9 protein-coding genes and 2 pseudogenes are annotated in these 13,102 nt (G+C 49.8%); 3 read left to right on the forward strand and 8 right to left on the reverse strand.

Going from position 1 to position 13,102, the window contains the following annotated elements:
• Positions 1-300: 300 nt before the first annotated feature.
• The 7 genes from ACN0YR_RS02240 to ACN0YR_RS02270 form a co-directional block, all read right to left on the reverse strand.
• Complete coding sequence (locus tag ACN0YR_RS02240) at positions 301-3,069, reverse strand: BatD family protein (RefSeq protein ID WP_417847577.1); 2,769 nt, start codon at positions 3,067-3,069, stop codon at positions 301-303.
• A gap of 49 nt (positions 3,070-3,118) precedes the next feature.
• Positions 3,119-4,321: a hypothetical protein gene (locus tag ACN0YR_RS02245; RefSeq protein ID WP_417847578.1), complete on the reverse strand. Its 1,203-nt coding sequence runs from the start codon at positions 4,319-4,321 to the stop codon at positions 3,119-3,121.
• Positions 4,322-4,388: 67 nt separating this feature from the next.
• Positions 4,389-5,483 (reverse strand): vWA domain-containing protein, encoded by a 1,095-nt coding sequence (locus ACN0YR_RS02250; protein ID WP_417847579.1) that lies wholly within the window; start codon positions 5,481-5,483, stop codon positions 4,389-4,391.
• A gap of 47 nt (positions 5,484-5,530) precedes the next feature.
• On the reverse strand, positions 5,531-6,604 hold the full coding sequence (locus ACN0YR_RS02255) for a vWA domain-containing protein (RefSeq protein ID WP_417847580.1): 1,074 nt from the start codon (positions 6,602-6,604) through the stop codon (positions 5,531-5,533).
• 20 nt (positions 6,605-6,624) lie between these two features.
• The gene (locus ACN0YR_RS02260) at positions 6,625-7,581 is read right to left on the reverse strand and encodes a BatD family protein (protein ID WP_417847581.1); all 957 of its coding nucleotides are present in this window, start codon (positions 7,579-7,581) and stop codon (positions 6,625-6,627) included.
• Positions 7,578-8,453 (reverse strand): DUF58 domain-containing protein, encoded by an 876-nt coding sequence (locus tag ACN0YR_RS02265; protein WP_417847582.1) that lies wholly within the window; start codon positions 8,451-8,453, stop codon positions 7,578-7,580. Before ACN0YR_RS02265 ends, ACN0YR_RS02260 begins: the two co-directional genes overlap by 4 nt.
• 101 nt (positions 8,454-8,554) lie before the next feature.
• Positions 8,555-9,562 carry an AAA family ATPase gene (locus ACN0YR_RS02270; protein ID WP_417847583.1) on the reverse strand — a complete coding sequence of 336 codons (1,008 nt, stop codon included), beginning with the start codon at positions 9,560-9,562 and terminating at the stop codon, positions 8,555-8,557.
• Positions 9,563-9,930: 368 nt separating this feature from the next.
• On the opposite strand from ACN0YR_RS02270, the pseudogene ACN0YR_RS02275 reads away from it, so the two are divergent.
• The 3 genes and pseudogenes from ACN0YR_RS02275 to ACN0YR_RS02285 all read left to right on the forward strand — a co-directional run.
• Positions 9,931-10,230 (forward strand): annotated as a pseudogene (locus tag ACN0YR_RS02275) (glycogen/starch/alpha-glucan phosphorylase); the annotation flags it as partial.
• 56 nt (positions 10,231-10,286) lie between these two features.
• Positions 10,287-10,998 (forward strand): annotated as a pseudogene (locus ACN0YR_RS02280) (polyphosphate kinase 2).
• Positions 10,999-11,265: 267 nt separating this feature from the next.
• Positions 11,266-12,432, forward strand: coding sequence for a zinc-binding metallopeptidase family protein (locus ACN0YR_RS02285; protein WP_417847584.1), 1,167 nt, complete (start codon positions 11,266-11,268; stop codon positions 12,430-12,432).
• On the opposite strand, the gene ACN0YR_RS02290 is transcribed toward ACN0YR_RS02285, so the two are convergent.
• On the reverse strand, positions 12,384-13,100 hold the full coding sequence (locus ACN0YR_RS02290; RefSeq protein ID WP_417847585.1) for a hypothetical protein: 717 nt from the start codon (positions 13,098-13,100) through the stop codon (positions 12,384-12,386). The genes ACN0YR_RS02285 and ACN0YR_RS02290 overlap by 49 nt on opposite strands.
• Positions 13,101-13,102 lie beyond the last annotated feature (2 nt).

Consider the following 13,102-nt stretch of genomic DNA (forward strand, 5'->3'; position numbering starts at 1 on the left):
AGCGTAAAAGAAGACAGGAACCACATGCCAGTTGTTTATTAACCTTCAGCGCATGGATCTCACCAGAGCATCTTTCGAATTGGTTTGCAGAATCTGTCTCGTGGCGAACAGCATTTTTAATAGAGAGATGCGTTCTTCACGGGCATACGGTAGGGCAAACTGTTCTAACGATGTAACTGAAGGCGGCTGTGATGAAGCTCACAGCCACCTTCATGAATCCCAAATGTGCAGCACAGTGACAATCGGCGAGTTTTTCTAAGCGTCTAATGCTGATTTCTTAAAGACGCAGATTCTATTAGCTCAGGATGACGTTTTAACGAATTCAATCGCATCTGAACGAACCCATCCGATGTGATCGTCAGCAGTTTTAATTTGACTCCATTCGCCACGACTGGTGATTAACTCGACTCGATGGCCTTGGGCATCGGCGACTCTGACAACTTCATCAAACTGATCACCATCCGCAGCGTGCAGGCTGGCGGTGTCTGCGACAATCACAGCATTCCAGGTCGGCTGCGGGTTGGACTGTGTGAGTGCGAATGAAGTCATTGATAGTAGCAGGATCAACAGCGGTGCGGTTGCCCACTTCCAAGTCGATAACGTGGGGAGCAAGAGGCGAAGGGTGAGGACTCCCCAAAAGAGGACTGACGAAACTGCAAGCACCAAAAAGAGAGTTCGCCCACCAATGAAATCGATCATCGCATCGTTCGCCGCTCGGAGGTATCCCACACTGACTGAGGACTTAGCTTGTGGCTGTTCAACTTTTGAGTACGCGAATTTCAGGTTCTGAATGGCTTGAGCATTTCCTGCATCAAGCTGTATTGCTTTTTCATAATTGGCAATCGCGTATCCCAGTTGACCGGTTTGCAGGTAGGCGTTGCCAAGATTTACATACAAGTCGGCATTCTGAATCCCACTCTCTACCAGCAATTGATATTTCTGAGTTGCGGTGGTGAACAACTCCTTTGCATCAGCGGAATCGGTTTCCGACTTAAGCAACCCTTGCGAGTATGCTTCGTCTGCTTCGGCTAGAAGCGTCTGCTGTTGCATCGCTGACAAATCCACTGTTTCTGCGGCTGAGACACTCCCCGAAAACGTCAATAACGCTATCACCAACATCGCTCCAAGCGACCGTTGAAGGGCAGGTTTCTTTGAACGTGGCTTACTCGGTTTGACCCGCGTTTTCTGATTGTCTTGAAGGGCAGTGTCGATCTCTTCGATAAGCACTTTCGCTCTCGCCACGGATGTTTCATGTGATTCATGATCATTCGCATGACTCTTCGACAGGAATGACTCAACTTCTCCTGCAACTTGATACAACCCCGCGATTCGCAAGACACCGACCGCTTCGGTCGCATTTGACGAAAGACCTTGGTCGTCAGCGAAATCCATATCCTGACTCGGTCGTCTGCGGCAACGCCGAAAGATGAAAGTGGTGAGCGACTTGCTGATCTCATTGCGATCTGTGGCATTGTCGATCCCTTGCAGACATCTGGTTTTCGCAGATTTAAAACTTGGTAATCGATTGTAAATCGCCATGCGGTACGTGGCCAAAATCGCTCCGATCCAGACCAGCGGTGGCGCTACGAGAAACGCCCACCACCAGTATGCTTGATCTTGTCGAGGTTGCGAGAAAAGGAGACTTGCATCGTTGTGATTTTTGAGGTCCGGCAAGCTCTCCGCGATGGGGGCCTCACTGAGATTCCTGTCGGTTTTACGGGTATGACCGACGATCGCATCGAGAGCCAATGTTTCCGATTTATTGACCGTAATCGTGATTGGTTCGCTGGTCACTGTTTGATATTTTTCGGTTTCAGGATTAAAGAAGCTGAACCGAATGCCAGGGATTTCAGTGATCCCTTCGCGACGAGGACGGATCGTTGTCGAGAATAATTTTGTATCGTCCTGAACAAAACCAGCGAGCGATTCATCAGCCACTTTGAAGTCCTTTGTTAATTCAGGAAGTTCAAACAGCGGTGGGGCCTGCACGAGTTCCATTGGTCCGGTTCCTTTGATCCCAATGTCCAGCGTGATCGGATCACCGGCATCAACAGTTATCGGTGTCGCCCGTGTGACGATCTGATAACTTCCCACCGCACCTCGGTAATCGTCGGGACGTCCCTCTGTTGGAACGGGCAACACGTTTGTGGAATCGACGCTGACCTCGCCGACAATCGGACGTGATTGAGTCACCGAGAGACGATTTCCGAACGGAGAACCAAAGAGATCATCATTCATCATCCGCGAAATCGGTGAACGTCCGCCGAATGGACTGTCGTTGAAGAAATCATCAAACGGTGAACGCGACCTGCCCAGGGCGGTCGGATAATTCACGACAATCTGCACATCATCCGCGTCAATCTTTCCCGCTCGTTTGGGATACACGGTGGCGTTAATTTCGTACAAGTAGTAGCTGCGTTCATTTCCGGTTCCGTCATCTCGCAACACTTCTTGCCCACCGGGACGTTGATTGTTCTCAGCCAGTTCCTGAACTCGATCAGAAAACCCGCCCCAAGCAGTGGAGTCCGAAATCATGTTCCACATATCTCCTTCGCTCAACGTCAAGCCGGACTCTGCATCCCGATACGGTTTGATCCAGACCTTCAATTTCATGTCAAGCGGTTCCCCAACAAACACTTTTTGCTTGCCCCCTTCGATTTCCGCAAACAGTAAGTCAACTGTTTCGCTTTTCGTTGCTACGAAACGTAGCGGCTCGGTCGAGACTTGCTTTCCATCGACTTTCACCGTTAACGCGGGAACAGTGAAACTCCCTTCTCGCCGTGGCGTGATCAGGTACTGCATAGTCACGCTACGACTCTCGCTGCGACGACCATTGATGATCGTGATCTGTGAACTCTGTGACGGAGAGCCAGCCGAACGGATATCACAACCGTCGATCTGCGGGATCTTCGGCTGTTCGTAATCTGCAGCGTTCGAGATCGAAAGCTGCAGAACGACTGGACTGCCGACGTATGCTTCGCGTGATGAGAGCCGCGCATCGACACTCGCCGCCGACGCGACGGTTGTCAAAAGTGCAGACAATGCAATTGCGGATATTAAAGTTTTCATCAGACTGACCTAACTATACGTTTCGAATTCATTTTAACTTGCGGGTGAATTACCAATCGCGTGCGGTCGGGATACGTTGACGTCGTTCCACTTGCTCCTTACGAAGACGTCGCAGCATGTCACGATCACGGACCGCTTGCAGCATCTTGAGCGCTTCTTCTTTCGACATCAGCCCCTCTTTCATATTCGGATCAGCAATCCCATTTTGCCCGTTCGGCTTCTCTTTGGAATCTTGTTCACCAGCTGCTTTCAATTCACCAGTCGGAACCGCTTGCTCTTCCTCATTTCCTGGCTCCTCTGCAGCTTGTTCATCCATGGCTTGTTCTTCTGCAGATTGTTGTTGCGGCTTCTGCTGCTGATTCGTGGATGGTTGCTGATCCGACTGTCGTTGGTTCTCTTGTTTGCCAGTTTCGTTTTGAGACTCGTCTGGTTGCCCCTCTTTGTTCTGGTCAGATTTCTCTTTGGATTCCTGCTTAGATTTCTGTTCAGAATCAGCTTGCTCCTCTTGCTGTTGAGAATCTTGATCTTTTTGTGACTGCTCGTCTTTTGATTCTTTGCCTGGTTGCTCTTGATCTTTCTTTTCCTGGCCAGCGTCCTGATCCTGTTGCTCCTGTTCTGAATCTGAATTTTGTTCCTTCTTCTGGTTTTTTTGATTCTCTTGTTGTTCTTGATTTTGCTGTTCTTGATTTTCTTGTTGCTGATCTTGGTTCTGCTGCTGCTCTTGCTGTTGCTGTTTTTCTTCCTCTTGTTCCTGTTCCAATTTCTTGAGAAGTTCTACAGCGAGTTCAATATTCGCTCGGGCTTCAGTCAGGTTTGAATTTCCAGTGAGAGCACCACGGTAGTTTTCGATGGCTTGCAGCAATGCTTCAATCGCGGCTGGCTTGTCCTGCTCTGCACTCGCAACTGCCTGTGCATAGAAACAATTCCCAAGGTTGTAGCGGGCTGCGGACGCAAGAGAACTTTGCGGGGACGCAGATGCCGCTGTAAACAAAGCTTTTGCGGCTTCAAGATCACCCTTGCGATACTGAGCGACCGCGACGTTATAATTCAGCTCATCCTGAATCTCAGCTGTCGGCTGAATTTCCTGATAGCTTGCGATTGCTTCATCATATTTCCCTTCCCGCACTAACTCATTTGCAAAGTTAATGCGTTTCGAGGCCGTCACTTCAACTGAAGTTTCTGCGATGACAGGTGATGCAATTGCACCGATGAGCAACGCAAACACAACTCTATAAATATTTCTACATTTCATGGTTCGATTCCTTAATCCGTGGGAGAGGCTTTCGACCTGTCGTGTCTTGGACAACAGGGCAGGAATCCTAACCTGCGGTTCTGACCACATGTTGTTTCTCTCGATTCGTTCGTTGAGCTTTTCGCTTCATCGTGGTGTGATCTCGGTCTGAGTTCACTTTGGTGGCTCTCGTTGACCACATAACCTCTAGCAATAACAGGACCAAAGCAGGAACTGCGAACCATTGATACCTCGCCACGTAGGAATTGACCTTCGCGGTCTCAAATTCACCTTGTTCGACGTTTGCTATGTAATTGTGATAGACATCTGCCATATTGACCCGTCTTGTCCCAGCGGGGATATATGCTCCATCTGTTTTCTCCGCGATCTGCTGCAGGACCTGTCCATTCATCTTCGACCAGACTTGTTGACCGTTGTATTGCACGTAACCACCGCGACCGCCGTCCGTGTCGGGGACTCGTGCCCCCTGGTCCATATCGCCTAAACCGACGGTGAAGATGCGAATCCCTTTGTCCGCATAGATATCCTCAGCGACCTCAACCGGTTGACTCTCCTGATCCTCTCCATCGGTGAAAATGATCATTGCTTTGTGTTCGTTCGTCTTGCTGAGAAACCCATTCGCAGCGGCCGTAATCGCGTCTCCTAGACGTGAACCTCCACTGCGAACAGTGTGAGGACCGACGGAGTCCAGGGTCTGTTTGAAGTCTTCATAATGACTCGTGAGCGGGACCGATTGACGTGATTCGCCAGCGAAGGCGACGAGTCCAACCCGATCGCCGGCCATTTCATCGACCATATCCTTGATCTGCTGCTTGGCACGTGCGAGTCGGTTGGGGGAGGCATCTTCCGCTAACATGCTTCTTGACACGTCGAGGACAAACATCACCTCAATTCCTTTTTGCGGAACATCACGCCAGGTCTTTCCCCAGCGAATGTCCGTCAATGCAATCGCCATCAAAGCGAGACTGGAGCAGACTAAAATCGCTGAAACCCAATGCTTGACGGTGCTTCCAGCTGGCAGGATACGCTGACTTAGTGTCGGCGTTGCGAACCGCATTGCCGCGCGACGTCGAGCTGCGATCGCCCACGCTGTGAGACAGAGACAGAGCACGACGACTCCGAGCAGATAGAAGTTGTCAGGGTTTCCGAATTGCATGTCCATGAGATTTCTCTTTGAAGTGTGTGCGTTGAATCAGTCTCTGCTACGGGTCAATTGGTCAGTTCTCTTAACCAGGTTTGTTGAAAGATGAAGCGAGCTGCCAGCAAGATGAACGCAATCATGAGGAGCGGCGGAAACGAGACTGCCCCGACATAGGACTGCACCGCAAGTTCGCGATAATCGACGAAGTGTTTGGCCTCGACTTTTGTCTTTTCGAGTAAGTCAATCTCGCCATAAATTTTCGCCAGCGAATCGGTGTCTGTTGCTCGAAAGTATTTGCCATGCGTGATCTCAGCGACTTTTGTCAGTGTCTCTTCGTCGATATTCACCGGCATCCACTGGACGTGTTGACGACCAAACGCATCCGTCACCGGGACGGGGGCTTCGCCTTTTGTGCCGACGCCAATCGTGTAAATTTTGATGCCCAACGTCGCTGCAAGTTCGGCAGCTTGAATCGGGTCCAATTCTCCCGCATTATTTTCTCCATCCGTGAGCAGGATGATGACCTTGCTCTGCACCTTCTGTTTTTGCCTTGCATCGAGAGCGTTAAGTTTCTCAACTGCGAGCGAAATAGCATCTCCAATAGCGGTTCCATCTTCGCTTCGATGAGTCACAATCCGGGCATTATTGAGTTGTGAAACCAGAAACGCATGATCGAGAGTTGGAGGCGTTTCGCCATCTGCATAGCCTGCGAATGTGATCAGCCCGACAAGGTCGCTGAAGCGACCGTCGAGATTTTTGCTATCATCTCCGGTAACGAAATCTCCCGCGACTTTCTTGATTGCGGTTAATCGATCGACATGTTCGCCAGCGATTTGAAAATCCATCGCCTGCATACTGCCACTGCGATCCACAACCATTTCAATCGCGATCCCTTCACTCTCCGCGATTGTTTGTTCACGACCTTCACGCGGACGAGCAATCGCGATAATCAGCACAATGATGGCTGCAAGCGTGAGTGCACCCGGTAACCAGGTCAAGCGCTGACGCAACGTCGGCTTCATCTGTTGAGCAATTTTCAAACTGCTGAAACGTACAGCACTTCGCCGACGCGGAGCAAATAATCGCCACGCAATTAAAGGAACGACGAGCAGCAGCAGGAAGTACCAAGGTGAATAAAACATGGGGGTCTCCGCTTTCTTTATTACGCTATCGTGGCGACGGTTTTGGTTTCGACCGAAATTCGCTGGATCAGTTTTCGCGTATCCCGAACAACACTTTGATAGTCTGCTGGATTGAGTTTCAAACCGGCGAACTTCGCTTGCTCCGTTAGCATGAACAGAGTGTTGAGACGCTCAATGACTTCATCGCTCACACATTCGCTGAGTTTCACTTCGTGTAAAAGTTCTTGAGTCGTTTCTTCTGATTCGGGGAGTCCCAATTGGAACTGCAAGAATTTTTGAGCGATGCGCGACACTTCCAGAGCAGCAAGTTCGCTAGTGGTGGTTCCCGCCTGAATCAATTTTTCCAACTCATCGAGTTGTTCCATCGCCCAGAGTTCTGGAGTGAGATACGTCACCCGACGAGTGAGAAGGAGCCCAGCGATTGCCAACAGAGCCAAACCACTAATCCCCCCCATGGTCCAGAACACCCACGAACTGGAATGTGTCACCGGGAGAGCTACATCGACAACCGATTGAATGTCGCGAAATTGAGTCGGATCAGAACGATCTTCCAGGACACTGGCGACATTGATCGTGATTGGTTTGGATTGCACGACGTGTGAACCGTTACTGTCACTGACTTGAATTTCCAACTCAGGAATGTTTAATTCGCCAGTGTGGATGGTTTCCAATGTCATCCGCCGAGTCCAGCTTCGCGTTTCGGTCCCGTTGTCGCTGGGGATGTCAAACAGATCGGTGATTGCGAGCACATCGAATTCGCCAAGCTTCTTGCCAGTTGCCGGGAACGTCACCTTCGCACCCTCCGCCGTTGTAACACTCCATTCGATTGTGAACGGTTCTGCCACCTGCACGGATCTATTGGAGACATTCTCGGTCACAGTGGAATCGGCTGCCAAAGTTTGCTGACAACAGACGACAGTCACGATGCCTGCCATGACAACAGCTTGAACGATTCTGTTATGTATTTGCCGGTTCATGATCGGTTCTCGCGTTGATGAAAATATTTCCGCAGTGGATCGACGATGTCGCTTCCGGTTTCGAGATGAATCGGCTGCAGGCGTAGTCGTCGAAACATGTGGTCCCGCGATTCAGCTTGCTGTTTGTACAGATTCGCAAATTGCTCTCGATTCTTCTTACTCGACGTATCCAGGGTGATGACCGCTCCGGTCTCTTCGTCTTGTAATCTGACAAGACCGACGTTCGGCATTTCATATTCGCGCGGGTCTGCGACGACGACGGGAATGATGTCGTGCTTACGACTTGCCACTTTGAGAACCTGCTCGAACGAGCTGTCTTGAAAGTCACTAATCAAGAAGACTACGGTCCTTCGTTTGGAAACCCGATTCAGATGTTCCAACGCTTGTTTCACATTGGTGCCCGTGCTGATCGGTTCGCAGTACAACAGTTCGCGAATCAATCGCAGGACGTGTCGCGAACCTTTGCGAGCGGGAATACTCTTTTCAATCCCATCAGTGAACAACGTCAAGCCAACCTTGTCATTATTCTTTATCGCAGACATCGCAAGTAGCGCACCGAGTTCAGCGATCAATTCACGTTTGGTCTGTGTTGTGGTTCCCAGATTTTGAGAACCACTCAAGTCGACCAGCAGATGCACTGCCAGTTCACGTTCTTCCCGGAACAGTTTGACGAACGGCTGATTGCTCCGCGCGGTGACGTTCCAATCAATCGCCCGAACATCGTCACCGATTTGATACGGTCGAACTTCTTCAAATTCGATCCCTCGCCCCTTGAACGCCGAATGCCAGTTCCCCGCCAGCAGTTCGTCGACTTTATGAGAAGTGCGAATTTGAATATGGCGGATTTTCTTAAGAATTTCTCGTGGAATCATAATTCTAGCTCTCTATTCGGCGCGTAGTGTCATGTGACTTACACATTTTAAAGTGTCTGTTTTGCCAGACACCTTGAGTGCCTGGCAAAACCGTTCGAACCTCATGGAGTGGCGACATGATTGAGGATCTCTGTCACGATGGACTCGCTGGTCCGTTCCTCGGCTTCCGCTTCATAAGTCACCATGACGCGATGACGAAGGACATCCAGAGCGATCTCTTTCACGTCTGCCGGTGTGACGTATCCGCGACCTTCCAGAAACGCATGAGCCTTGGCAGCTAAGGTCAAATTGATCGTTGCACGTGGGGAGCCACCGAACTGAATCAAGTCTTTTAGTTGCAACCCGTAGGCTTCCGGATTACGCGTCGCCATCACCAGATCGACGATATAGTTTTGCACTTTCGAATCGACATAGATTTCATCGATCAATTCACGAGCAGCCAAAATCTCAGCAGGGGATGTGACAGGTTGAATATCGAATTTGGCAGAGGTCTTGCTCATCCTTTGGAGGATGCGAAGTTCTTCATCTCTGTTGGGATACTCGACGATCACTTTCAACATGAAGCGATCCGTTTGAGCTTCGGGAAGCTGGTAAGTTCCTTCTTGCTCCACCGGGTTTTGCGTTGCCATGACGAGAAATGGATTGTCGAGAGGAAAGGTTTCGCCGCCGATAGTGACTTGCCGTTCCTGCATCGCTTCCAGCAACGCGCTTTGCACTTTTGCAGGGGCACGATTAATCTCGTCCGCCAGAATCAGGTTTGAGAAAATCGGTCCTTTCTGAACGACAAAGGTTTGATCCTGCGGACGATAGACTTGTGTTCCGATCAAGTCAGCAGGTAATAAATCCGGTGTGAATTGCAAACGCTGAAAGCCGGTATCGATCGCTTTAGCAAGGCTGGCGACCGCCGTTGTCTTCGCCAATCCGGGAACACCTTCAATGAGCAAGTGACCGTTAGCGAGTAACCCGATCAACATTCGCTGTACAAGCTTCTCTTGTCCCACAAGTACATGATTGACTTGTTCCACAATGTTCTGAAAGGGAACGCTTCTTTCCTTGATTTCACGAGTCAGTTCCTTGATTCGTTCACGAGTATTGTCTTGCTTGAGCATGGCAGCGCCTTATTGATCGAGTGATTGAATGACACAGAGTGAAGTTACAAAAGAGACTGAAGCTCCAGAAGAGCGTCGGTCTTAATTGAAAGTCCTCAATATGCACGACTCATGCCAATGCTGCATTCCACCTGATCGACAAGGGAATTCACTGGGTCTCTGCAAAATCAGGACTTATCGAGCGGGGCAAAATACCAGACTGGGGAAATTTGCCCCAGTTCATTTTCCAGCTTAAACATGCGGAATCTCACAGCATCCTGCGGCGATGTAAAGATGCAGGCTCCCAACATTCAGGAGCCCAAAGAGACTTGCCTGCTGTGAAGTTACACCAAGGAATTATCCCCCTCTGACATTGCGAGAACGAACCGGAGACGCGCGCAGCACTTGATTTAATATTCACCGATCACTTCAGCAGCAACGAAGCAGGAATCTCTGCACCGATTCGTGAGACGCTCTTGGAGGGTGGTGACTACTTCATGCATCTTGTCGATCTGACTTCCTATGCCGAGTCCCAACAACAACTGGGCGACCTATACGCTGACTCAGACGCATGGACACGCAAAGCGATCATGAGTGTTGTTTGCTCTGGAAAGTTTTCCATCGACCGTACAATTTCCGAATATGCAACAGACATCTGGAACGCAGTTCCACGCCCAGTCGGCGATTAAACCTGATGTATCGAACTGCAGTGATCAAGAAACAGTGAAAACATCAAAAGAAGCCGATGTCGAAATCGCAATGTGATGAACCACAAACAAAAATGAAGCGTAAAGCGAATGAGAAGGAGGTACGAAATCTTCAATCGGAATTATTCAAACTGCAAGAGTGGGTCAAGCATAAAGGACTGCGGGTAATCATCGTTTTCGAAGGTCGCGATGCCGCTTGAAATGGAGGCACGATCCGCGCGATCACAGAACGTGTCGGCCCTCGAGTATTTCGCGTCGTTGCACTTCCCTGCGGGAGGTGAAATTACAATTTTTGATCGCAGTTGGTACAACCGTGCGGGTGTTGAATATGTCATGGGCTTTTGCACGTCCAAACAACGCGATCGGTTTCCCGAGCTTTGCCCTTTGATCGAGCAGTATTCCGTTGATGCGGGCATCCTGCTCATTAGATATTGGCTCGAGGTTAGCAATGACGAGCAGAAGCGGCGCTTCGAGGCCCGCATTGAAGATCCTTTACGCCTGTGGAAACTCAACTCGATGGATTTACTATCACGGACCAAATGGTATGAGTACTCGAAGGCCCGAGACAAAATGCTTGCAGCGACCGACACCGATCACGCACCATGTTATATTGTGCCATCCAACGACAAACGTCGTACAAGACTGAATTGCATCGATCATCTGCTCAGTTTGATTCCGTATCAGGAAGTTCCTCTTGACGAAATTCGACTCTCCAGACGATCCAAGAAGGGAGAATATGACGATTCATAATCGCTTGCAGGAAGATGATTCGTAACAGAAAAATATTAGAAGCAGTCCGAAATCCTCTGAAATCGTTACTCTTCTCCATGTTAGAGCATCTTTCGAAATGGTTTGCAGGTTCTGCCTCGTGGCGAACAGCATTTTTACTGGAGAAATGCGTTCTTCACGGGCAAACGGTAGAGCAAACTGCTCTAGTGAGAGAGAATTCAAGTTTCAGAATGAGCTCTAAACAAACGGCATTACGCACGACTCGCAAATCGTGGTGAAAAGGCAAACATGATGAGTATTTTCGAGACGATTACGAAACGCTTACTTGAAGCGTGGAATTCGGAAGAACCATCAAAAGGCAGATCCGCGTTTCGCTGTCGCTGTGAAAGGCCCATCTATTTTCAAAATAGTTTGTGCCTTGGATGCCAGGCACCTTTGGGCTACATCCCGGACCTGCAGTTGCTCTGTTCATTGACTCCAGCACCGCAACCGGAGACGTGGATTATCGATGAGGAACCTGATGCAGCAAAAATCTGGAAGCGTTGCGGAAATTTCCAATCCGCAGCAGGATGCAACTGGCTGATAGAAGTCGAAGAAGACCAATCGCTCTGCCGATCGTGCCGGTTAAACCAAACGATCCCAGACCTCAGCGATCCCGACAACTGCACGTGGTGGCGTAAAATCGAGAACGCCAAGCGGCGTCTTGTCGCGCAATTGCTAAACCTCGGACTTCCGGTCGTCTCAAAGGAGTGCGAAGATCCTGAACATGGCGTGATGTTCGATTTTTTACGTTCCTCAGAGGTCGGCTCCCACGTTCTTACCGGGCATGCCGATGGCTTGATTACCCTGAACATCGAAGAAGCGGACGACTCGATTCGGGAAAAAACCAGGCATCAAATGCATGAACCGTACCGTACGCTCCTGGGGCACCTCCGTCACGAGATTGGCCACTACTACTGGGACCGATTGGTCTCCGGCACACCATGGCACGAGAAATTTCGCACACTGTTTGGTGACGAGAGACAAGATTACGCTGCCGCTCTCAAAAACAATTACGAGAATGGTGCTCCGACAGATTGGGCTGACCGTCACATTACTTCGTATGCTTCAGTCCATCCTTGGGAAGACTGGGCGGAAACTTGGGCTCACTATCTGCATATCGTCGACAGTCTCGACACGGCATTACAATTCGGACTGCGTGGCGACGACGTGGAACAGACAATTGAGCCGTTCCTGATCGATGACCTTCATGACCCAAAAACTCCGGACGCAGATCACGTTATTCTACTAGTCAATTCCTGGGTCCAATTAACAACGGTTCTCAACGAACTGTCGCGGAGTATGGGGCAGCACGACTTTTATCCGTTTGTGATGTCGCGTCCTGTGCTGCGCAAGATCCACTTTATTCAGATGATTGTTAAAGAAGCCAGGGGAGGGACCTCATTGATTGGGTAGAGATTTGTTCTGAGCGATGAACAGCAGGGAAGAGAATAGCATTTCGTCGAACGCCACGTTTTTTGACCGATGTCTACATGTGGTTGCATCTCGAAGATCCCGGCTCCAGTTTTGATCTTCACGTTATGAATACTGCTTTCAAAAGTTTTTGTACGCAGATTGAAGTCGCAATCCCAAGTTTGCGCCTGACGATTTCCTCCATCTTCGCTGACAAAATAACATCGCAAGACTTGCTCATCGAGGTTGATGATGCGGGGCACAAAACAAGCACCGGCAGGCAGTGTCATTCTCAAAAACCTGCTCCGACTTTGCCAGCGGAATGGTTTCTCCACTTTCAACGTCTTCAAGTTCACAACGGAAAGTACACAATACATCCTCCGTCCAGCGCCGTGACCGGGCTGAACGTCATTGTCATGTTCGACAATGTAAGCCCGCTCTCCGACGCATACAAATTCCGCATCATGAGCACCTCGCATCTGCGGAGCGGAGACACGAATGAGCTTGTTCAAAACTTGATCACCTGCCAGAGCAGCGTCCCAATTACTCGGAACGAGTCGCGAGTTCTTGACGTCATTGCTGACGTTCCCATCGGCATACAGGGTGAGAGTCTGAGCAAAAAGAAAGACAATAAGCGTGCTTGCTCCGGCAGACTTTATGATTGCAATCATGT

It is taken from the genome of Thalassoglobus sp. (genome assembly GCF_048270125.1).
Lineage (GTDB): Bacteria > Planctomycetota > Planctomycetia > Planctomycetales > Planctomycetaceae > Thalassoglobus.